The sequence below is a fragment of the Vibrio sp. 10N.286.51.C3 genome (assembly GCF_003050065.1).
In the GTDB taxonomy this organism is placed as follows: Bacteria; Pseudomonadota; Gammaproteobacteria; order Enterobacterales; family Vibrionaceae; genus Vibrio; species Vibrio crassostreae.
In genome coordinates this window covers 1-22411 of record NZ_PIGC01000029.1, presented here as the reverse complement: position 1 = coordinate 22411, position 22411 = coordinate 1, and the positions used below count along the sequence as shown (strand labels likewise).

Below are 22411 nucleotides of genomic sequence, written 5' to 3'. Positions count from 1 at the left end.
TTTGCTGCAGCTGTCGCTTTATGCACCGTTATCTTCTTTCTCTTCTTTGAGATCAGCAAGCTGTTGTTCTAGTTCAATAAGCTTAATTTCAGCCTCAACTTCAGCAACTCGCTTTTCTGCATCTGTGCGATTGTCTTGCGCTAGGCCATCGGCAGTAACTTGGGTTCGTTGTGCGTTTCTTGCATCGTCCGTATCTTTCATTGAACCAGCAACACCACCGGTCACACCGCCTAATGCGGCACCCTTCACGGCTAAACTCGCATCTCCAGTTAGAGCGCCTGCTGTTGCTCCTAATAAAGCACCACCTACAGCACCACGATTACGTGCAGCATTCTCATTTTCGTTATCCATTGCTGGTGATGCGCAACCAGAAAGAGTCACAATCAGTGTCGCTAAAAGAAAAGGTTTAGTGAATTTCATAGGAGTCTCGCTTAGTTCTTCGTTTGGAGTAAAGCCATCTTAAGCAGATCCGTTAATGAGATAAATAAAGCCACGTTTAGACGATACATCATGTTCAGCTATGCATTATCCAGCCATCGTATAACTACTTAATGATACATATCTTTGAGCTCGTTTTATCCTCACCAACAAAAAAGGCGACCAATAAGGTCGCCTCAATCGCTCGTTCTCTATAATTCTTGTCTTTCAGATGTCGCTCTTAGCCTTTGGACCAAAAGTTTTGCATGCTTTCTGCACTAGGTGGCGGTCTTACACCGCAGTCTCGATAGTGGTGTTTATCACCAATCCCAAGGACCTTGCCACTTTCCTCATCGATCATAGCAGCCACTTTTACCCCGTCTCCCACATGGCGAGTCAACACGACAATTTCACCGGCTCTTTCAGACCTTACCGCCCCCAAAATTTGATATTCGTAGCGGCCTTTCCTTGAATTAACGATCATCTTCGAGTTAATCGGGTCGGCTTCATACCCCACGCCAATATCAAAAACCGCTTTATAGAGATCGACGCCAGTTTTGGACACACACTTAAATACCTTGGGATGACTCAAGGGTTCTAACAACGCTCTGCTCGCTTCATCCTTTGAAATACTGGCACTAGCAGCGCCACTAACCAGTAAAGCAATCAACAAAAAGTAAGATCGCATAAAAAAGACCTCAATACGTGGGGTTCATAATGAGGTCATAGTAAACGCAATGGATAAACGGATGAATAAAGTAGAGTTTAGGTAAACCATCACGCTGGCTTATGTATTAATATACGAGCCGACGATCAAATTACCCAAACAGCTAAGCCTATTTGCCGAGCTTTTCAGCAATTTCCGTTAAGCTAGTCGGATCATCAATCGTCGAAGGCACCACGTACTGCTCACCTTCGGCGATCTGCCGGATGGTTCTGCGTAAAATCTTACCGGAGCGTGTCTTAGGGAGTCTCTCAACAACCAAGGCTTGCTTAAAACAAGCTACCGCGCCAATCTCATTACGAACCTTGCCAACCAACTCCGCTTGTAACTCAGTGCCATCGACTTTTACGCCATCTTTCAGCACAACTAAACCAAGAGGTAGCTGCCCTTTTAAGTCATCATGAATCCCGACTACCGCGCACTCTGCAATGGCTGGGTGACCACCAACGATCTCTTCCATTTCACCGGTAGAAAGACGATGCCCCGCTACGTTTATCACATCGTCAATACGCCCCATGATAAACAGATAACCATCTTCATCAAGGTAGCCACCATCACCCGAAACATAATAGCCCGGGAATTGGCTCAGATAGCCAGACTCAAATCGATCATGATTACGCCAAACCGTTGGCAGACAACCGGGTGGTAGTGGACGTTTAAGTGCAACAAAACCTTGCTGATTCGGCTGTGCTACTTCACCGAGTTCATTAAGAATCTCCACTTGATAACCCGGAACAGGTTTAGTGGAAGAACCCGCTTTCACTGGCAAAGATTCCAGCCCTGTCGGATTGGCAGAAATAGCCCAACCCGTTTCGGTTTGCCACCAGTGGTCGATAACCGGTTTATTGGTGTGAGATTCTACCCAATCCAACGTTGGCGGGTCTAAACGCTCACCGGCCATGAAAATCGACTTGAGCGATGTTAAGTCATACTTGGTAAGTAACTCGCCTTCGGGATCTTCTTTCTTAATGGCCCTAAATGCGGTTGGCGCAGAAAACAATACATCGACTTTGTATTCTTCACACACACGCCAAAACGCACCGGGATCGGGTGTTCGTACTGGCTTGCCTTCAAACAGAATCGTAGTACAACCATGAATCAATGGTGCATAAACAATATAGGAATGTCCCACGACCCAGCCGACATCAGAAGCTGCCCAAAATACACCATCTTGCGGCATATCGTAGATAGTGCTCATCGAGTATTTCATCGCGACCGCATGACCACCATTGTCACGCACCACACCTTTTGGCTTACCCGTAGTGCCTGACGTGTAAAGAATATACAAAGGATCGGTTGCCAAAACAGGAACGCAACTGTGCGGCAATGCATCGTTAACCGCTTGCTGCCAAAGTACATCGCGTTCATTGCTCAATTCAGCTAAAGCTTGCTCTCTTTGAAATACGACGACTTTCTCAGGCTTCCAACGACTGTCCATGATCGCTCTGTCGACCATAGGCTTATATGGCAGTACTTTATTTATCTCGACACCGCAAGAGGCAGTAATCAATACCTTCGGCTCGGCATCTTCGATACGAACGGCGAGCTCATGAGGAGCGAACCCGCCAAACACCACCGAGTGAACCGCGCCTAGTCTTGCACAGGCCAACATTGCCATCGCCGCTTCAGGAATCATTGGCATGTAGATAACAACACGATCGCCTTTAGTAACGCCTTGCATAGCTAGCATACCAGCGACTTTTGCCACTTGGTCACGCAATTGATTGTAAGTGTACGATGATTGAGTCCCTGTAACTGGAGAGTCGTAAATCAATGCCACTTTATCACCACGACCATTTTCGCAATGATAATCTAAAGCCAACCAGCACGTGTTCATCACCCCATCAGGAAACCAGCGCTCAATACCGTTATGGTCAGTTTGTAATATCGTTTTTGGTGACTCAAACCAATCTATCGCTTGTGATTGTGTTTCCCAAAACGAATTTGGATCTTCCCTCGCCCATTGATACTCGGTTATATAGTCTGTTTTTCTGTTCATTCGATTCGTAGCAGACATAGTGCCTCCTCCATGATTTATCCATTTCTCCAAGTGCCTAGCCTTTCGCTGTAGCACTTGTTAGCACTCTTTTCTCAGCGTTGTGTTCGTGAACATTTAACCGTTCACGACAATCGCTTTACTTAGGAAAAGGCACACGGATGGCACCTTCCATGATCACTCGGGCACTACGACTCATTATCGCCCTTTCTATTTTCCAACCGTTTTCGGCCTGCAAAGCTTTAGCTCCCACCTTTAAGGTTCCTGATGGATGGCCAAAGGTCACAAAATCACGGGAACCCTCACCGGCTGCCAAGTTCACTAACGTACCCGGAACACTCGCCGCTGAAGCAATGGCGACTGCAGCTGTGCCCATCATGGCGTGATGCAGTTGCCCCATAGACAAAGCTCGCACCAGAAGGTCGGTATCGTCAGCTAATACCGATTTACCACTTGAAGCTTGATACGCTTGAGGCTTAGCAACAAACGCGACTTTCGGTGTGTGTTGGCGTGAATCCGCTTGTTCTAAAGAATCAATCAGCCCCATTGCAACTGCGCCATGTGCTCGGATGGATTCAAGCAATGCCAAGGCTTTTGAATCGCTGTTGATATCCGATTGAAGCTCTGTGCCTTGATAACCCACCGATTCTGCATCAACAAAAATGGTTGGTATTCCTGCATTGATGTATGTCGCTTTGATGCAGCCCAATTCGGGAACATCTAAAAAATCGACAACATTCCCTGTTGGAAACATAGAGCCACTCGCATCGGCCGGATCTAGGAAATCAACTTGGATTTCAGCAGCTGGGAAAGTGACACCATCGAGCTCAAAGTCACCCAACTCTTGGACTTCCCCGTCAGCGATAGGTACATGAACAATAATGGTTTTCTCTATGTTCACTTGCCATACTCGCACCTCGACCACGCCGTTTTCTGGAATACGATTCGAATCGACCAATCCACTATGAATAGCAAATGGGCCTACAGCAGCAGACAAATTACCGCAGTTACCGCTCCAATCAACGAACGGCTTGTCTATTGCTACTTGACCGAATAAGTAATCAACATCGTGATCGGCTTTACTGCTTTTCGAAACAATAACGGTTTTACTGGTACTGGATGTTGCCCCACCCATACCATCGGTTTGTTTGCCATAAGGATCTGGACTGCCAATCACTCTCAACAACAATGTATCTCTAGCTTCTCCAGCAACTTGCGCCGCTTTAGGTAAGTCACTTAGGTTGAAGAAAACGCCTTTACTTGTTCCGCCCCGCATGTAGGTAGCAGGTACTTTTATCTGTTTGATGTTCATAACCAGGTCCTACTGTGCGAGAAAGTCTTTGGCGAAACGTTGCAATACGCCACCAGCGCTATAGACATTCACTTCATCTGCAGTGTCTAGTCGGCAGGTTACAGGCACATCCAGCTTTTCACCGTTTTTACGAGTAATGACTAGAGCCAAATCAGAACCCGCTTCAATATCACCGTAAACGTCGTAAAGCTCGGTGCCATCGAGTTGTAAGGTATTTCGATCCGTTCCCGCTTTGAATTGCAGGGGCAGCACACCCATACCGACTAAGTTGGTTCTGTGGATTCGTTCAAAGCCTTCGGCAACAATCACTTCAACACCCGCTAAGCGCACCCCTTTGGCTGCCCAGTCACGTGATGAACCTTGTCCATAATCAGCACCAGCAACAACAATCAAAGGTTGTTTACGGTTCATGTAGGTTTCTATCGCTTCCCACATTCGCGTAACTTGACCTTCGGGTTCAACCCTTGCTAATGAACCTTGAACGACTTCTCCTGCGTCCTTCACCATTTCGTTGAACAGTTTAGGGTTGGCGAAGGTTGCTCGTTGTGCGGTTAAGTGATCACCTCGATGGGTCGCGTAGGAGTTAAAGTCCTCTTCCGGAACTTCCATTTTGGTGAGGTATTCCCCCGCCGCGCTCGAAGCGAGAATCGCATTTGAAGGAGATAAATGGTCCGTAGTGATATTGTCACCCAGAATCGCTAAAGGTCTCATCCCTGAAAGGCTTCGTTCTCCCGCAAGAGCCCCTTCCCAATAAGGTGGCCTGCGAATATAGGTGCTTTGAGGTCGCCAGTCATAAAGCGGTTCAGTCGTTACCTGATCTTCGTCTGGCTGGAACATTTTTACGTAGATTTGTTGGAATTGCTGAGGTTTAACATGCTCACCAACAACGGCATCGATCTCAGCATCACTTGGCCACAAATCACTTAGATAGATTGGTTGGCCGTTATTGTCTGTACCTAGGCTGTCTTTCTCGATATCAAAGCGCATCGTACCCGCTAAGGCATAAGCAACCACCAATGGCGGTGACGCTAAAAACGCTTGTTTTGCATAAGGATGAATTCGACCATCGAAATTTCGGTTCCCAGATAACACAGCGGTTGAATACAGGTCGCGGTCGATGATCTCTTGTTGGATTTTAGGATCCAACGCCCCACTCATTCCGTTGCAGGTCGTACACGCATAACCCACGATACCGAAGCCTAATTGTTCAAGTTCAGGAAGCAAACCTGCCGACTCGAGGTAGAGCTTGGCAACTTTAGAACCCGGAGCAAATGATGTTTTGACCCACGGCTTGCGAACTAATCCAAGTTGATTGGCTTTCTTAGCCACCAGTGCGGCAGCGACCACGTTTCTTGGATTACTGGTGTTAGTACAAGAGGTAATTGCCGCAATGATCACGGCACCATCGGGCATTTGATCATCGTTACACTGCTTAGCATGCTGCTCTTTCCAAGATGCTTGACTGATACCTTGTTCAGCCAACTTTCTGGTAGGCAAACGACGATGGGGATTAGATGGCCCTGCAAGATTTCGCTCAACTTTTGACAAATCAAACTCAAGCACACGTTCGTATTGAGCGGAATCTAAGTCATCAGCCCAAAGTCCGGTTTGCTTGGCATAGCGTTCGACTAGTTCAACTTGTTCAGGCTCTCGTCCTGTGAGTTTAAGGTATTGAATAGTCTGCTCATCGATGTAGAACATCCCCGCAGTCGCACCGTACTCAGGCGTCATATTGGATATAGTGGCACGGTCGCCAATAGTCAGTGCACGAGCACCTTCACCAAAGAACTCTAAGTAACTAGAAACCACTTTTTCATTGCGAAGGAACTCCGTTATTGCGAGCACAATATCAGTAGCCGTAATACCTTCTTGCCTTTGACCGGTAAGTTTAACACCCACGATGTCTGGCAAACGCATCATCGAAGGGCGACCGAGCATCACAGTCTCGGCTTCCAAGCCACCTACACCGATAGCGATAACGCCCAGAGCATCGACATGAGGAGTATGGCTGTCTGTGCCGACACAGGTATCAGGAAACGCGATGCCTTCTTTAGATTGAATAACTGGAGACATTTTCTCCAAGTTAATCTGGTGCATGATCCCGTTACCCGCAGGAATCACACTCACGTTTTTAAACGCGGTTTTACACCATTCAATAAAATGAAAACGGTCTTCGTTTCTCCGCTCTTCAATCGCGCGGTTTTTATCAAAGGCTTCGCTATCAAAGCCCGCGTGTTCCACTGCCAGAGAGTGATCAACAATCAATTGAGTTTCGACAACGGGGTTCACCTTGGCAGGGTCTCCGCCTTGGTCGGCAATCGCGTCTCGTAAACCAGCCAAATCTACTAGGGCTGTTTGGCCAAGAATGTCATGACACACCACGCGCGCAGGATACCAAGGAAAATCTAAGTCGCTCTTGCGTTCAATAATCTGTTTTAAGCTGTCTTCAAGGGTTTCAGGATCACAGCGTCTTACTAATTGCTCTGCCAATACTCTCGACGTATAAGGCAAGGTTTTATAACTGCCCGGAGATATCGCTTCTACCGCTTCGCAAGCATCGAAATACTCTAAATGGGTTCCGGGTAAAAGTTTCCGGTACTGATTTTTATCAAGGTACTGAGCTTGTTCAAGTTTTACATCAGACATACATCCACCATTATCTGTTAAATTCTATTCGTTGGTTCTCGAGGTCTTATCATGTGAAGACAAAGTCACCTCAAGACATAAGTCGGCTCGATATAGAGGACTAACGTAGATGAATAGGCAGCCAGTCTTGATGCTCTGGGCCGGTGTAGTCTGCACTTGGACGAATGATGCGATTATTTTCTCTCTGTTCGAACACGTGCGCCGTCCAGCCCGTAAGGCGGCTCATCACGAAGATCGGAGTAAACAGTTTGGTTGGAATATCCATGAAGTGGTAGGCCGATGCGTGGAAAAAGTCCGCATTACAGAACAAGCCTTTCTCGCGCTTCATAACCGCTTCAACACGTTCTGAAACGTCGTAAAGCTGTTTATCACCCACCTCTTGAGCTAGCTCTTTTGACCAACGCTTGATTAAGGCATTTCGAGGATCACTTTCGCGATAAATGGCATGACCGAAGCCCATGATTTTGTCTTTGTTAGCAAGCATCTGCATGATGTTAGTTTCTGCTTCATTAGCGGTTTGCCAATCTTGGATCATTTCCATCGCCGCTTCATTCGCACCGCCATGTAAAGGACCTCTCAACGTACCAATCGCTGCGGTGACACAAGAGTGGATATCTGACAGTGTGGATGCACACACACGAGCGGCAAAAGTTGAAGCATTAAACTCATGTTCCGCGTAAAGGGTTAGTGAGCAGTGCATCACCTTCTTATGAAGTTCACTAGGCGCTTTATCCGTTAGCATTTTCAAGAAGTAGCCACCCAGACAGGCTTCGCTTTGATCTTCAGTATCAATTCGCACGCCATCATGGCTAAAGCGGTACCAATAACAAATAATGGCAGGGAAAAGCGCGAGCATTCGTTCAGTCGCGGGCAGTTGCTCAGAAAAATCAGTCTCTTGCTCTAGATTACCTAGCATTGAACAGCCCGTTCTCATCACATCCATTGGATGAGCGTCTGCTGGGATAAGCTCTAGTGCTACTTTCAAAGGTTGAGGTAAGCCGCGCAAACCAACCAACAGTGTTTTGTAATCATCTAGCTCTTTTTCACTGGGTAAATGACCTCTTAGTAGCAGATGCGCGACTTCTTCGAACTGAGCATGATTAGCAAGGTCGGTAATATCATAACCACGGTAGGTTAAGCCGGTACCTGATTTTCCTACCGTACATAGCGCCGTGGTTCCCGCACTCTGGCCACGTAGACCTGCACCACCGATTGCAGGTGCGCTTGTTGATTTTTCGCTTTGTTGTTGGTTTTCTGTTGAAGCCTTATCGACAGCTGCTTTATCACTCAAAGATACAGACATGGTGAACTCCTTTTCTGTGTTAGCCGCCTGCACTCTTTGGTGCTGCCTGTTTATATGTCCGATGATCTTTATCATCGGTACTGGATATGGCGACTAACCATTTCACGTTATTGGATTAAGTTGATTTTTGATTAATTGAAACTGGTTTTACCCTTCGCTTGAAAACAACTGATCAAGCTTGTTCTCGTAGTCGTGGTAATTAAGGTGTTCGTACAGCTCTTTACGGGTTTGCATTGAATCCAACAGGGCTTCTTGATTGCCTTCAACTAACAAGTGTTTGTAAACATTCTCCGCCGCTTTGTTCATCGCACGGAACGCACTCAATGGGTAAAGCACCATGTCGACACTTGATTGGGCTAACTCGTGACAGTTGTAGAGTGGTGTTTGGCCGAACTCAGTGATGTTGGCCAAGATAGGCACGTGTTTACCCGTTGCTGATTTCAACGCCGCCGAGAACTTCACGTATTGATCGAGTTGATTCATCGCCTCAGGGAAAATCATGTCAGCACCTGCTTCAACACACGCAATAGCTCGTTCAATCGCACTGTCAATTCCTTCAACCGCCAATGCATCCGTACGCGCCATAATCACAAAGCTGTCATCAGTTCTAGCATCGGTTGCCGCTTTGACTCTATCGACCATCTCTTGCTGACTAACAATTGCTTTATTTGGTCGATGACCACAGCGTTTCTGAGCGACTTGGTCTTCCATATGAATAGCAGCCGCGCCCGCCTTCTCCATCGCGCGAATCGTACGCGCAATATTGAACGCGCCACCAAATCCCGTATCGATATCCACCAGCAATGGTAGATCACACGCGTTGGTAATACGTTCAACATCGACCAACACATCGTTCAATGTCGTAATACCTAAATCAGGCAAACCATAAGACGCATTGGCGATGCCTCCACCAGACAAATAGATCGCCTGATGCCCCAAGTTCTTTGCCATCATCGCGCAATACGGATTCACCGTACCGACGATCTGCAATGGGTCGTTGTCTTGCACAGCTTGTCGGAACTTAGCTCCTGCTGATAACTTCATAATGACGCTCCCTGTTAATTGATTATTTCTAGCTAACCTTTAAGACTTACGGCTTTTGGTTATAGCCAGCTCTGACCCGCTGACAGATACCAGTCGCCAGTTATTCAAGATCTTTGGATTGAATTTGTTGCTCTATAAGCGATCGGCTACCCGAGATGTGTCTTCGCATTAGCATTTCTGCTAGCTCTTCATCACGGTTGCGAATAGCTTGTAAAATGTATTTATGTTCATCAAGCGCCTCTTTTGGTCGAGACTGTGCTCTAGGCGATTGGTAGCGGTACATGCGTAATAGGTGATAAAGCTCATCACACAACAGCGAAATGAGTTTGCTGTTACGACTCGCTTTGATAATGCGGTAATGGAAATCAAAATCCCCATGTTGATGAAAATAAGAAGAGCCTTCGACTTCATCGATATGTTTAGAATGTGTCGACAATAAGCCTTCAAGCCCGATCAACTCTTCTTGTGTGATGTGTCTCGCCGCTAATCGAGCAGCCATGCCTTCTAATGCCTCTCGCACGGCGTAAAGCTCTAGCAGTTTGTCTGCCGAAAAAGTAATAACTCGAGCGCCGACATGAGGAATTCGCTCAATAAGCCCTAGCCCTTCCACACGCATTATCGCTTCACGTAATGGACCTCGGCTTACTTCAAAGCGTTTAGCCAGTTCAGGCTCCGAGATCTTACTGCCCGGTGATAGTTCACCATTAACAATCGCTTCAACGAGGTATTCAGTCAGGCTTTCCGACTTGGTGTTTTCTTTGTCACTAACACGAGTTTTCGTGTTTGCACTTAAGGTGAGATCTTTTATCGCAGTATTCATATTCACGCTGCTCACTTCTGATTGTTGAGCCTTAATTGTCAACAATTTTATAACATGAGCATAAAATACACGATTAAATTGTCGACAATCAAGCTAATTGTCGACAATTTAGACTAAGGTATGACACCGAAAGAGTGAGTTGAATGAGATTAAAAGGATAAATTAGCGCCGTGGGCTGGGCCGCATGATTAGTAAAGCGGGACGTATAGCTAATCAAAGAGGACATAGCCATGTAGTGACTCTTGTGTCCAAAGGCCTTCCAAAATTGAAGGCCTAAAAGACCAAAAGCTTGCGTTAATAGATTTGAAACTGAGACCACCACAAACCAAGAGTGCGTTAGAACTAACCAGCCTATATCCGACACTTGCCGTTCAACTATTGCTTATTGATTATTAACATTAATCAGATTACTGGTACGTATTGTGAACTACGAGAACGCGTCACCAATGTTGGGAACTCAAATATCCCACCCTTAATGAGTACAATGTGTTCACTAAAGTAATTCACTGCACTACTACTCACATCTCGGGTTCGTGTTTTCATTACGATGTCAGATGCCGTGAAAAACAACTCTTCAAAGTGAGGATCGGTTTTATGTTCAGTAAAGTCCTCTACCTCAGAATCATATAGACAGTACTCGAAAACATTTTTGTGTCTCTCAACCACTTGCGCTTCAGAAGTAAACAACACCCCATCGCCATTATTCGAAAAAGAGTAAGACATGATTGAAAAGTGCTCATCAGTAAAATTAGTCGAGCTTAATGTCTTGAGTTTGAGCCCGTTCTTTCTTTCAACGTACTGTTTATAATTGTAGACAAAGTTTAAGTTGTGACGATTCTGATGCGTATAATGCCCGATAAAAGAAAAAAGCATAAAAATTAAGCTTAATAGAAAGAAAAAGTGATACTTATTAAAATTTTTCAAGAATATTTTTAATTTTTTCATTTTGAGAGTGAACTGAGACTATATAGTTATTAGCATAAGAGTTTTGCGAAGTTTCTTCTAACGCATATGCGAAGTAAACCTTCTTACCATCAACTTGATAAAATAGCGTCATATTAGTATTCAATTGATTAATAAGATTCAATAATGACTTCGGTGCAGTATGATCCCTTAAAGTGATCAGGTTGATATTATTACCTGTACGACTCTCCAAGACCTGTAAATGGTAATCAGATGATATAAAAGAATCTTTCATATATGGGGAGATTTGGGACAAACCTGAGTAAGCAAAATCCTGGTACAAAAAGTAACCACCAACAGCAAAATTTAAACTAATAAAGAACGTTAATATAGGTTTGGCCTTACTGGATATCTTGCTTGTAATCTCCTGATATATGGGCTCTTTCTTTTCATGTTCTGGCTCTTCAGAGTCCAGGCTTATCAGTGTGTTATCGATAAATACATTCAGTTTCGTGTTTATGCTGTAGCCAACACCGCGGAATGCCGTAATTTCAACGTTCGCTTCTAGATCATAAAAGGCCTTTCTCAAAAGCGAAATACTTCGCTTTATCGACCCCTCAGTCACCACCTTGTTCTTCCAAACTGTATCTAATATGGTCGACTTTTCGACCATTTCTCCTTGCTTCCCCAATAGAAGAATAGCTAATTTAAACTCGTTATTATTGAGCAGTAATTCCTTTTCTCGATAAGTTATTTTATTTTTCCCACTATCAAATTCTACATTCATTGATAGAAAAGCCCCATTAAAGCATTAAGATTCATAAGATCACATTGATTGTAACAACAAATCAATTATACCCAGTAAGCAACTTGATAGACACACTCGTCCAATCAGAATTGAAATGAATCCTAGAAAGGATTTAATTACCCCATATCACTACGCAAAAATAGAAGAAAAAAGTTTACTATTTCACCTAATATTTCTTTGGTTTATTAAGAAAATAAAAGAGCCACCGTTTTATACATAAACAGTGGCTCTTCAATTTACACCTAACCATTTATCTAACAAATAATTTAGAATAATAATGGTCAGGCTTTCGGCTCATGCTTCTGTAATAAAGGCTACAAAGCCATCACTTGGTTTACTTGTTCACATAAACTGGCATTAAGCGTGTTGTCCCAATCATTTTCCGTAACAAACTCACCGTTAGTGTTAAAGACCGTCACATTGTCTTTTTCTAAAGCGTATGGTGTGAACGTAGAAGTCTGTAACCACTGTGACATAAGATCATCTTTAACAGACTTATCCTTATTAGAAAATTCAGCAGGTCCAGATACTGCATTCACCTCATTACCGAAAATAAAAGAAAGCTCTGCACCATGACATGAGCTCTCAGATGGCTTACACGTTTTTGCAAAGCTCTCTACGTAGTAGTCAGGCCAAAGGCTAAAATCAGGTTGATAGTTGAACTGGTATAGCGCCGCATTCGAACCACCTGCAGCCAAGTTTTGCGCAACCTGTTGAGATGAACACGCAAACAGCACTTGATTCATTAGTTTGCGGGCATTAGCTTTACGCTTTGCTGCGGTACTATTCCAGAAGCTTAATTTGAACTCTGGAATCTCACGTAGCTTAGAACCCTTATCTGCACCGAAAAACAGATCGATCAGTGAATTATAGCTGCCTGGTAAATCAAGAAGCGCATCAAACGGCGCAACAAAGATATTCGACTCATCTTGGTTGAAACCCAGTATCACATCAACACCATTTACCGATTTTAGTTCACTCGGCTGATACGTGACAGTCTCTCCATCGACATAGGGTGCCCAAGATAACAGACCCGCTGTTTTAGGGGTAATACTGGTCAAGCTATTCAGCTGCGTTGCTGCAGCTTTCATTTGAACTTGAACATCCACGATCTCTTCAAAAGGCACGCTAGTAATGTCTTTGTCCTTTCCTAGCTTATCTTGAACAACACCTGCTACCCATTTCGCTGACTCGGCATCTTTGTACTTAACGCCATATGGGTTACTTTCCATGATGGCACGTTGGTACAGGTGAGCGTTTTGTTGCTCATCCATTAATTGGATGCCAATTGACATCGCACCTGCACTTTCGCCGAACAGGGTAATGTTGTCAGCATCGCCACCAAAATTGCCGATATTCGCATGGATCCACTGTAACGCTGCCTTCTGGTCTTGGATACCGTAGTTACCAGAGTGTTGGTCACTGTAGTAACTACCAAGAATACCCAAACGGTAATTCATGCTAACCAGAATAAACGGGTTACCCTCGCCTGCATTTTTAGCGACAATATTCGCCCCATCAAACTGCTTAACCGTACTAGAGCCAAGCTCAAATGCACCGCCATGAATGAACACATAAACGGGCAGCTTTTCATCTTGATCAACACCTGATGGGCGCCAAACATTCGCATTTAAACAGTCTTCACTTTGTGTTTCTTGTACTACGCCATTCACTTCCATTGTGTGAGGTATTTGCGGGCAGATATCCCCTGCAGAAGTCACATCATAATGAACGCCAGCTTCAAAGTGATTAAGCTTGGGTGCCTGAAAGCGTTCTGCTGAAGCATATTTTACGCCCATAAACGCATCGACTTGTGATGAGTAGCCCACCGGCGAATGTGCTATGCCCTGTAGTGTTGCCCCTTCGATATCCACGCTTGGTGCTGCAATGGCTTGGTTGCTTAACGCTAGAATGGCGCTTGCAATCGAGATTGATAATGTATTTTTCATCGGCTTACTCATAAAATAGAGAATCAGTGTTATTTATAAAAATCGAAAAAAGGAGCAAGGTTACTCACCTTGCTCCATATGCTTACAAACTATTATTCAGGAGCAACTGTCCAAGCGTTGTAGCCTTTCTTGGTCTCAGTGAAATCAAGGTTTGGTCGGCCCCAGCCTGTTTCACACGCGGTTTCATTAGCAGGCAATGAGAAGAATGCGTTGTGTGGGTTAAACTTTGGGAAGAAACGATACACTTGGTCGAAAGCGACCGGCATATTCATTAAACGGTTATCGACCATTCGAGTTGTACCGGCGCGAACCAGTTCCCAACGCTCATTCCAGTTAACACGAACATACGCGTCGTAATCTGAGTTGTTGGTCGCCGTCAATTGGATACGGCTCCAGAAGCTCAAAAATGACTTACCTGTTTGACATCTCATGGTTAAATCTACTGGCACAGTTTGCGGTCGGTCCGCTTCATTCTGAATACCGAAACGCGAAACAAACATATGTTGGTTCATTGAACCCTTGTCACCATTTTTCGGGTAAACGATCAGGTCGCCAAATTGAGTATTGCCTGCACCACCACCGCTGCGGTCAAAGATACGACCATTCAACAATGAAGCAATCGTCATCTCTGCAGTATTACCTGAAGTAACAATGGACTCCTCTAGGTGGTTATCAGATTGCGCTTTAAAAGAGAACAATTGAGACACACCAGCGTCAACATTACATCCTTGGCTGACCACATTGTAACTACTGTAACCGTTCACCGTTAAACACTGTGTATCATCGCTCGCAGGGCGAACTTGGAATACATTCGTCGGGTGTGTGACAGTGCCAGGCGCCGCTGGTACAAATTTAAACAGCACGTTAGGATCTGTATTTTCATTTACCGCTTGTGATGTGTCACAGTCTTGGAATGCAAACTTGCCGCCAACATTGGTCAAACACTGCACGTTACCATTGCTTTCGAAGTTAACAATACGTTTACCTCGGTCACCAATCGCGATATTGAAACGTTTTGACTTCACCTTATCAACGCCATGAACACGGTAATTCGCGACAAGATCCAGTGGGAGTACAACGTTAGCAAAACGAGGAAGATATTTTGCGTACTCACCACCTAAATTAGCAGCGGCATCTGCGATAGAGTCATTTAGAGTTGCGACATCAAGGTAGAACTGCCCTTCTTCAGAGAACTCAGAAGCATTCGCTAAAATAGTACTATTGATTGTCTGTTCTACCAGCTTCAACGCCTCTTCAGCTAAGCTCGGTAGGTCTGGTGCATACACCTTTACAAGTTCAACTAGCGGATACTCTACCGACCAAGTTACACTTTCCAAACCTGAAATAGCACTGTGATCCAGTGTATCGAGTGAAACTTGAATACCAGTATTACGCGCTTCACGGCTGCCATTTCGGTTACCTTTGTTTGTCACCTTGGTAACGGCACCGTTGATGTATGCGTTGTCGTAAACCACATCGTTCGTTGCATCTGCATCGGCAAGCACAATTTGATTGGCATCAGTGTTGTACGTGACGACTGTAGAAACATTGTTCCAAGAAAATGTCTGTTTGCCTGTGGTTTGAAGATCAAACGCGACGTCGTTTTTTACGTGGCCACCTTGTAACGTTTTAGTTTGGGTGCCCGCTTGGATGATTTGTCGGTTATCATCATCTTGCCATACATTAAGACCCGTCAGTTTTACACCGCTACCGTTTGCAATAAAGTCACACGATTGTGGGGTGTTTTGTGTCAACACACAGGTACTGTCTGAGTTGTTAGAGTCGACAATACGCATTGGCGATGCACTCAAGTAAGCGCCTTGGCCTGTCATTGTGGTGCGGCCTTGAGGATCAACAAAAGAAACCGGTATGTCATTGTCGTTCAGCTTATAACCCAGCGATACACTGTAGAACGCCGCTGAATCCCAACCTTGTGAAGGGATAACCTGACCCGTGATGGTGTTGTGACCACTGTTGATGCTGTGGCTTTGGCCTGATAGCGTGACCCACTCTGCTGTGGTGTTGTCTTCGCCAGTACCGACCGTTTTTTCCAGTAGCACTCGAATAGGTTGGTTAGCAAAACTGTTTGTGCTGCCGTTAACTAAATCAAAGTCTAACGTGACATTGATTGGCGTTTGGGTCGCTAGCCACATTTTGCCGTCTCGGGTCAGGTTTTCACCTTTTGCCGGTACAAATGTAGCAGATGCGTTTTCAATCTCAGGCGCATCAGGGATCAAATCGTCCATGATGAGGTCGCCACCCCACATTCTGCGCACGCCATCGGCCACCCACAGTTCTATCTGAACACCGGTGCTGTGGAAACCAGACTCAGGAAGCAAACAAGACCACTGGTTGTTCCCTAAGCTCGAACAGGTAGAATCATGAGCATCAGAGCCATGAATCACGACTTTGGTTGGGGATTGCTCTTGGTACCACTCGCCCTGTGGGAACGAAGCTGGTGTGGTGAGCAAGACCTTTTGATTTGGCTCTAAAGTAAGCCCTTTCGGTTTAAAATTAGCAACACAATATTGACTGGCACCATGTGGGTTGAAATCTAAACACTTAAGGTGGGGATCAATGTTGTCCGCGCCATATTCGTCAATAATGTTCTGAGAGTGTTGAGCAGCATGCGCCACAGAAATGCTGGCTAAGCTTGTGAGCAGCGCCGCATAAATAGGAGAAAATTTCATTAAGATTTCAGTCTCTTTGTTTGAAAATAACAGTATTTAAATGGAGATAAAGGCCTTTAAAACCTCAACCGCTTCGAGCTCGTTAGCAACGAATGCCATTGAATACGGTCAGCCAAATGGCCGTTGTTGGAAGTCACAGCCAAAAGCAAGCAACCTTTAAAGACCCGCCAAGCTTGTGCTTGATTTGGCGTGAAATACAGTGAATTACCGTTAGTTTAGGTTTTATGAGCTTTTTTTAGAGCTTGTTAATTCAATGAGTTAGCAGAAGTGAGCCCGCTTCGTAGAAGGTGGGCTCACTCAGTGAAAGAATCGCTAGTGTTATGGCTTAAGAAGCGCAGGCACCTCGTCACTTTGCAAGGCGCAGGTGTGTAAAATGTCCAGAATCAGAGCATTTTCATCGATGCTGTCTTGGTAAGGGATAGTCGGTAGCCCTTCAAGCGCTAAATGCAGCTTTTCTGCGGTATAACGATAGCTATCAAACCCCTGATGTTTCCATAATTCAATCGAGGCAATCGCGCGGTCAATACACGCCTCCATCGGTACCGGCTCCACCAAGTCGTCGACGGTCAGTTCACCGCCCCACATTCTGCGTACGATTCCGTCCACCCACAGTTCTATCTGAACACCTGTGCTGTGGTAACCAGACTCTGGAAGCACACAAGACCACTGGCTGTTGCCTAAATTCGAGCAAGTTGTTTTTCGACCATCTGAGCCGCGAATCACCACTTGTGCTGGAGCTTGCTCTGGGTACCACTCGCCCTGTGGGAACGAAACCGGCGTGGTGATCAAGACATTTTGATTAGGTTCTAAGGTAAGCCCTTTCGGTTTAAAATTAGCAACACAGTAATCACTGGCACCAGCAGGGTTGTAATCTAAACACTTCAAGTGGGGGCTAATACCTGCAGCGCCATAGCCTTCTGCAATGTTCTGAGAGTATTGAGCAGCATGGGCTGCTGAAATGCTGACTAAGCTGGTGAGCAATGCCGCGTAAATAGGAGAAAATTTCATCGTTGTTTGTCTCTTGGTGGTTCAATAAAAAGGTAAAATGATTAAAAAGCACAAGGCGGCCTGTTCTAAAAACTATAGAAATTGGCGCATTGAATCGTGATTTTATGCGCGCTGAGGCAGTGGAATATAACGGCGAAAACAAGCCTGCCATCCCACACTAAATTGATATCCACAGCTGATTGATATCAAAATGGTTGATTAGCAGTCACTGAAGGCAAGCATCTATTTGCCCTCAGTGCTCGTTAGTTGAAAAAGCATCACCAACTGAATGGGTTGTGTCGCGATGGTTAGCGATCAAACTGCTGGCAATTGACCATGCTCTTTCTTCTGTCTTGGTCACTGCCCGCCATCATGAATTGGAAGTCAAGTTTCCTGATAGTTATTTCAGGGTTTACCTCAGGGTAAGATAGACCAAAATCTTGACCAATCGTTTCATACTTCACAAGCCCAAAACTAGGAGGAATCGGTTGCTTGGTAAGCGCAATCGGTATCGAGTTATGACCATCGTACGAGAAGTTAACAACCAGCGTTTCGGGTAGCTTTTTGTCTTGAAATTTTGGGGTCGATGGGCTGAAGTGCACTGGTGACAGGCTTGCCAATTCTGTCATTTCTACCACCCCTGGCAAAAAATCAAACGCCAGCGTCGGAAAGCTCAACCGATACTGCCTGCTTCCGGATGGATTTAAACCAATATTTGTAATTGCAACATTCATAAAATCGACGGTTTGCGCTTCGTAACAGATGCCTTTGGTGCCATCTGGTGGGTACTCAAGTGCCACGGGTAATGGTTCACTTTCAAAAGTGCGCGTTACTTCCGGATAGCCCTTGTCAACCTTGCCGCTGTATGTCACGGTCAGAGGTTTAAAGCCCACGCCTTTATTAAACACCTTATCAATGTCTGATGGGTTGATGGTCAGGGTTGGCGAATTCGCAAAGCACTCTCCCTTATCATTACACCACTGGTAGTTTTTTGAATCAGCAATGACCTCATCGCCATCGGGATCGAGATCTTGAATAGGACGAACGGAAATAGGGCCAGTGCCGATGGTGTTGTTCTCACTCGGTGCGACATTCCATTCAGGCATATCAGTTGGGTAACCGTGGCCTGAAATGGCTGGCGTGTGGTTAGAGCAAACTTGGTTTTCAGGGCATTCTGCCATCGCTGACCAAGAACAGCATAAAGCCAAAATAGTGATGATGGATTGACGTATCATGGTTGTACCCCTATCGAGAGAAAGCGGGCTGAAAACAGCCCGCTTGATTAGTGGTTAAAGCAGAATCAAAGGATTAACGTAGTGAAGCACGAGTAATTTGTGCCTCGTTCATAGACGCAGTGATCGTGTAACCTTGTGCCTCTTTCGGTAATACGAATGTTAGGTCATTACCGGCGTCAACCAGCGCCGCTTGAAGCGCAGCTTCAGCATCACCTTTCTGGTAAAGGCCAGCTGTGTCTGTTTCATTTTCTGTCAGTGTGAACGTCACATCTGCTTTAGCCAGGTCAACAACCGCACCGTCATCCGCGTGTACCGTCAGAGTTTGACCCACTTCAGCTGTACCGCTGATGGTTAGGGCCATTGCTGCAGCAACGTTGAAGTCATTCGATTCTACTTTATCAGAGACAAGCGTTGTTGACGGGTAGCCGTATTGAGTATGAACTTGCCACACTAGGTTTAATTGTTTGTTTTTTAGCTCATTGAAGTTTGAAAATGTAATGACACCGTCGTCCAATTCGCTGATATCCGCTTCAACTACTTTTGCGTATTCGGTACCACTCGAGTCTTCTAACCAGTACGTCACCTTGGTGATGGCATCATCGTCTTGGTCTTCAAGAGTCGGTGCATCGAATTCGACTTCAATATCCGCAGGTGTCCATAAAATATCAGTTGTCGTCACCGCAGGAGCCGTTACTGTTGGTTTGTGGCCTTGTACAGGTGCAGTGGCAACGCTGTCGATAGCCCAAGCTGCTGTTGCTGTAAAACCACCCATAAGTAGGCCGATAGTGATCATTGATTTTTTCATTGTCTTTCCTTTCTGAACGAAAACGTTCATGTTTTATTGTTAGTTATGAATTACTTGTTGTTTGTCGCCGACTTTGAATCCGACGGTTTTTTCTTTGTCACTTGGACTTTGAATTGGAACCCTTGGTCTTCGCCTTTCAACACGTACTTTTGCTGATTGGCGTTCGCCACCTTGGTAAATTCGTTTTGAGTATCATGCTCTCTTCGGAACCATTGGAACGAGTATTGAGAAAGGTCTAATACCGCCGCTTCATCTTCGAACACATAAGCCGTGATGGCTTCCGTCGTGAATAGGTCTTCATCTAGACGATGCCCTTCATGAAACAGGTCAACACGATAGACACTGCCCTTTAACCACTCGATATTGCCTTGCTTTGCGTCTTGTTCGTTCTGATCGTAAATTGCTATTACCGTGACGGATTGCGCCACATGACTGAGTAAAACCAGCTCAGCGATGCCTTCTTCATTGGTGACGGTTTGGTAAACGAAGTTCGCTTGGTTCGGTTCCAGCTCTAACGTCTCCCCATTCAACGTCAAAGATGTTAAGTCTTCAGCGGTGATTTGATAGGTCACCGGGATATCGGCAACGGCTTTGCTCAATAAGGCACTCGCAACGATGCTTTCACCCGCGGTCGCGGTTTCTGGTTCAAACGAAATTGACTCAAGAAACTTACTGTCAGTGACGGTAATCGACATGGTGTTAGACTCTTTCACTTGGCCGCTTTTTAGCTTGTATCTCACCTTGAGCGACAGTGTATTGTTGCCGTCATAGCGGTAGCTTGGCGCGGTAAAAAAAGGTACCGAAGCACTCTGACTGTTCAGATACGGATTAGCAGTACCTAACCAGGTGTAAGAGACGATGTCAGGTCCCCCTTTCACCTCCATCCACTCCGCTAATGACTGCTGAGAATTTTCTGCAACCACTACAGATTCAGGCAGACGAATACTGATCTCTGCGTATTTCTGTTTGTATTCCAAAACAATGTTATGGTCACGTTCAACAAAGTCCGTTAAACGGTCTTGTTTTGGTAGCGAACTTTGGAAAACTTCACGGCGCTCAGGCTCGTAAAAACCGCCAAGAGACAAGGTATAGTTAACACCAGCTATCCACTGTTCACTTGCCCCTTCCTCGTTTTGGTATCCCAACGAGAACGCCAGCTCTTTGGTCGGTTTAAACTCGGTGTTTAACTCGAAACGCAACGGGTTTTTGGTCGGGTTACTGCCATCGCGATGTTCTACGTATCGACCAAGGTATTGACCCGCTGTGCCACTTAACTTCCAGCGTGTATCCATCGGTAGATAGCTTTCTAGCGTGAGGTCCCAACCCTTCGCAGGCTTTTCAACAAGGCTGTTCATCCCTTCATACTCGTCCGGCGAATCTTTCCAATTTGACAGAGGAAAATAGAAGTTGGAGCTCATATTTCCGTAGCCCACCCCGTACTCAACACCTAAGCTCATTCTTCGGTGATAGCGCTGGTGGTCATAATCTATGAAGGTGTTTACCCCGTAGTACTCATCTTCAGCGAGTTGACGATAACCCGTACCAATGTGCGAGAAGTCTCGGCCATGGAAGTCGTCTTGGTTAAACACAGCACCCGCTTGAATAAACCACAAAGATTTATCGTCGGCTTGCCAAAAAGGGAACAGGCTTTCAACCTGATCAACTTGCCATTTGCTGCCTTTCGCTAAAGAGACGCCTAAATCAAACTGTGCGCCATCAAAAGCCTCAGATAACCAGTCTTCTGTTTCACTCACACCAGCAGCCACCAAACGCGATGGCACTTGCTCTTGGTAGGCGCGAATGTTGCCCTGTTCAGACTGCTGTTGAGCAATGGTCACCAGTTCAGAAGTCACGGGAGCAACATAAGGGCTAACTTCGTTAAGCTTACCCTCGTCCAAAGCCAAGTTTGGCAACGAAGCACTATTTAGTCCCTTGCGAGTCTGATATTGGTGATCGGTCAATTCAGCAATAAGTGGCTCTACCGTTTTCCACTCCGCATCACTGTATGGACCACACTGAAGCTCGTCCTTTCCCACTTCAACCTCACGGCAATAGGTGCTCATGCTAATAATGGTATTTAGCAGCGCTGCATCGACTTGATAAGCTGAAAACGTGACAAAGGTATTTTTTACCGTCGCTTGCTCATTGCTGGCTTGCGCGTTTGTCGCTACCTCTATAGGTTTTGATTGGCTCGCCTCTAATGGGTTTGCATAACATGCTAGGCTCACAGCCAAACTACATGGCAGTAAGAACACAGCATTAATGGTTCGTGGCTTAAACATGACAAAATGGATTCTTCAAAAATTTTTCAGAATATTAATCAAGAAAGCGTGAATTACCGCGTGATTCACCGTGAAAGATGAAAAGTACTGAAATTCAATAATTTGGAAGGTGAAGTGATGGCTAAAAGGTATGTAATTTAGAACTTTTTTAGTTTTTTATTGATTAAATTACCAGATGAATTACCAATTAATATGGGTTATCGCACGATAAATCGTTACGTCAAAAAATAGGATTTTTTTTCATCGTACTTTTGTTGCGAACTTATTCATAAATGCCGATGTTACATAAAAAAAGCGCACCAATTGGGTGTAATGCCGATCAGTTAAGAAATTTGTGAGATCATTTGACCGATCCTCAAAAGGCTTCAAAATCCGATATTAGGAAACTAATATCGGATTTTTTTATGTCTTTAGAAAGCCAACTTGCCAATACTTTTCGGTCATGTAATACCTTCCATCACTTTGATAAATACTCTGACATCCTTAGTCC

16 protein-coding genes are annotated in these 22411 nt (G+C 45.2%); all 16 read right to left on the bottom strand.

The genetic code is table 11. From position 1 onward, the window contains the following. Positions 1–18: 18 nt before the first annotated feature. The gene (locus tag CWO27_RS22320) at positions 19–420 is read right to left on the bottom strand and encodes a glycine zipper domain-containing protein (protein ID WP_017062298.1); all 402 of its coding nucleotides are present in this window, start codon (positions 418–420) and stop codon (positions 19–21) included. 238 nt (positions 421–658) lie between these two features. Continuing rightward, entirely contained in the window at positions 659–1105 is a 447-nt protein-coding gene (locus CWO27_RS22315; RefSeq protein WP_107899513.1) for a hypothetical protein, read from the bottom strand. 148 nt (positions 1106–1253) lie between these two features. Then, the gene (locus tag CWO27_RS22310) at positions 1254–3158 is read right to left on the bottom strand and encodes a propionyl-CoA synthetase (protein ID WP_107899512.1); all 1905 of its coding nucleotides are present in this window, start codon (positions 3156–3158) and stop codon (positions 1254–1256) included. A gap of 118 nt (positions 3159–3276) precedes the next feature. Next, positions 3277–4449 (bottom strand): 2-methylaconitate cis-trans isomerase PrpF, encoded by a 1173-nt coding sequence (gene prpF / locus CWO27_RS22305; RefSeq protein ID WP_107899511.1) that lies wholly within the window; start codon positions 4447–4449, stop codon positions 3277–3279. 9 nt (positions 4450–4458) lie between these two features. Continuing rightward, positions 4459–7095: a Fe/S-dependent 2-methylisocitrate dehydratase AcnD gene (acnD, locus tag CWO27_RS22300; RefSeq protein ID WP_107899510.1), complete on the bottom strand. Its 2637-nt coding sequence runs from the start codon at positions 7093–7095 to the stop codon at positions 4459–4461. Positions 7096–7195: 100 nt separating this feature from the next. Then, positions 7196–8398, bottom strand: coding sequence for a bifunctional 2-methylcitrate synthase/citrate synthase (prpC, locus tag CWO27_RS22295; protein WP_102271039.1), 1203 nt, complete (start codon positions 8396–8398; stop codon positions 7196–7198). Positions 8399–8545: 147 nt separating this feature from the next. Next, positions 8546–9442: a methylisocitrate lyase gene (gene prpB / locus CWO27_RS22290; protein ID WP_017107119.1), complete on the bottom strand. Its 897-nt coding sequence runs from the start codon at positions 9440–9442 to the stop codon at positions 8546–8548. A 100-nt stretch (positions 9443–9542) separates the two neighbouring features. After that, entirely contained in the window at positions 9543–10262 is a 720-nt protein-coding gene (locus tag CWO27_RS22285) for a GntR family transcriptional regulator (protein ID WP_102479407.1), read from the bottom strand. Between the two features lie 402 nt (positions 10263–10664). Continuing rightward, positions 10665–10985: a hypothetical protein gene (locus CWO27_RS22280; RefSeq protein ID WP_240493290.1), complete on the bottom strand. Its 321-nt coding sequence runs from the start codon at positions 10983–10985 to the stop codon at positions 10665–10667. 187 nt (positions 10986–11172) lie between these two features. Then, on the bottom strand, positions 11173–11952 hold the full coding sequence (locus CWO27_RS22275) for a winged helix-turn-helix domain-containing protein (protein WP_107899508.1): 780 nt from the start codon (positions 11950–11952) through the stop codon (positions 11173–11175). 335 nt (positions 11953–12287) lie between these two features. Then, complete coding sequence (locus CWO27_RS22270) at positions 12288–13922, bottom strand: carboxylesterase family protein (RefSeq protein WP_107899507.1); 1635 nt, start codon at positions 13920–13922, stop codon at positions 12288–12290. A gap of 92 nt (positions 13923–14014) precedes the next feature. Further along, positions 14015–16612, bottom strand: a complete 2598-nt coding sequence (locus CWO27_RS22265; RefSeq protein ID WP_107899506.1) for a hypothetical protein — start codon at positions 16610–16612, stop codon at positions 14015–14017. Between the two features lie 318 nt (positions 16613–16930). Continuing rightward, complete coding sequence (locus CWO27_RS22260) at positions 16931–17620, bottom strand: hypothetical protein (RefSeq protein WP_240698059.1); 690 nt, start codon at positions 17618–17620, stop codon at positions 16931–16933. 287 nt (positions 17621–17907) lie between these two features. Then, entirely contained in the window at positions 17908–18834 is a 927-nt protein-coding gene (locus CWO27_RS22255; RefSeq protein ID WP_102479048.1) for a hypothetical protein, read from the bottom strand. Between the two features lie 73 nt (positions 18835–18907). Next, positions 18908–19639, bottom strand: a complete 732-nt coding sequence (locus tag CWO27_RS22250) for a hypothetical protein (protein WP_107899505.1) — start codon at positions 19637–19639, stop codon at positions 18908–18910. A gap of 50 nt (positions 19640–19689) precedes the next feature. Next, positions 19690–21921, bottom strand: coding sequence for an inverse autotransporter beta domain-containing protein (locus CWO27_RS22245; RefSeq protein ID WP_107899504.1), 2232 nt, complete (start codon positions 21919–21921; stop codon positions 19690–19692). Positions 21922–22411 lie beyond the last annotated feature (490 nt).

Bases quoted from the DNA above. Each gene is read 5' to 3' on its own strand.
- CWO27_RS22320 (WP_017062298.1), bottom strand. From the start codon at position 420: ATGAAATTCACTAAACCTTTTCTTTTAGCGACACTGATTGTGACTCTT.
- CWO27_RS22315 (WP_107899513.1), bottom strand. From the start codon at position 1,105: ATGCGATCTTACTTTTTGTTGATTGCTTTACTGGTTAGTGGCGCTGCT.
- CWO27_RS22310 (WP_107899512.1), bottom strand. From the start codon at position 3,158: ATGTCTGCTACGAATCGAATGAACAGAAAAACAGACTATATAACCGAG.
- prpF (WP_107899511.1), bottom strand. From the start codon at position 4,449: ATGAACATCAAACAGATAAAAGTACCTGCTACCTACATGCGGGGCGGA.
- acnD (WP_107899510.1), bottom strand. From the start codon at position 7,095: ATGTCTGATGTAAAACTTGAACAAGCTCAGTACCTTGATAAAAATCAG.
- prpC (WP_102271039.1), bottom strand. From the start codon at position 8,398: ATGTCTGTATCTTTGAGTGATAAAGCAGCTGTCGATAAGGCTTCAACA.
- prpB (WP_017107119.1), bottom strand. From the start codon at position 9,442: ATGAAGTTATCAGCAGGAGCTAAGTTCCGACAAGCTGTGCAAGACAAC.
- CWO27_RS22285 (WP_102479407.1), bottom strand. From the start codon at position 10,262: ATGAATACTGCGATAAAAGATCTCACCTTAAGTGCAAACACGAAAACT.
- CWO27_RS22280 (WP_240493290.1), bottom strand. From the start codon at position 10,985: ATGTCTTACTCTTTTTCGAATAATGGCGATGGGGTGTTGTTTACTTCT.
- CWO27_RS22275 (WP_107899508.1), bottom strand. From the start codon at position 11,952: ATGAATGTAGAATTTGATAGTGGGAAAAATAAAATAACTTATCGAGAA.
- CWO27_RS22270 (WP_107899507.1), bottom strand. From the start codon at position 13,922: ATGAAAAATACATTATCAATCTCGATTGCAAGCGCCATTCTAGCGTTA.
- CWO27_RS22265 (WP_107899506.1), bottom strand. From the start codon at position 16,612: ATGAAATTTTCTCCTATTTATGCGGCGCTGCTCACAAGCTTAGCCAGC.
- CWO27_RS22260 (WP_240698059.1), bottom strand. From the start codon at position 17,620: ATGAAATTTTCTCCTATTTACGCGGCATTGCTCACCAGCTTAGTCAGC.
- CWO27_RS22255 (WP_102479048.1), bottom strand. From the start codon at position 18,834: ATGATACGTCAATCCATCATCACTATTTTGGCTTTATGCTGTTCTTGG.
- CWO27_RS22250 (WP_107899505.1), bottom strand. From the start codon at position 19,639: ATGAAAAAATCAATGATCACTATCGGCCTACTTATGGGTGGTTTTACA.
- CWO27_RS22245 (WP_107899504.1), bottom strand. From the start codon at position 21,921: ATGTTTAAGCCACGAACCATTAATGCTGTGTTCTTACTGCCATGTAGT.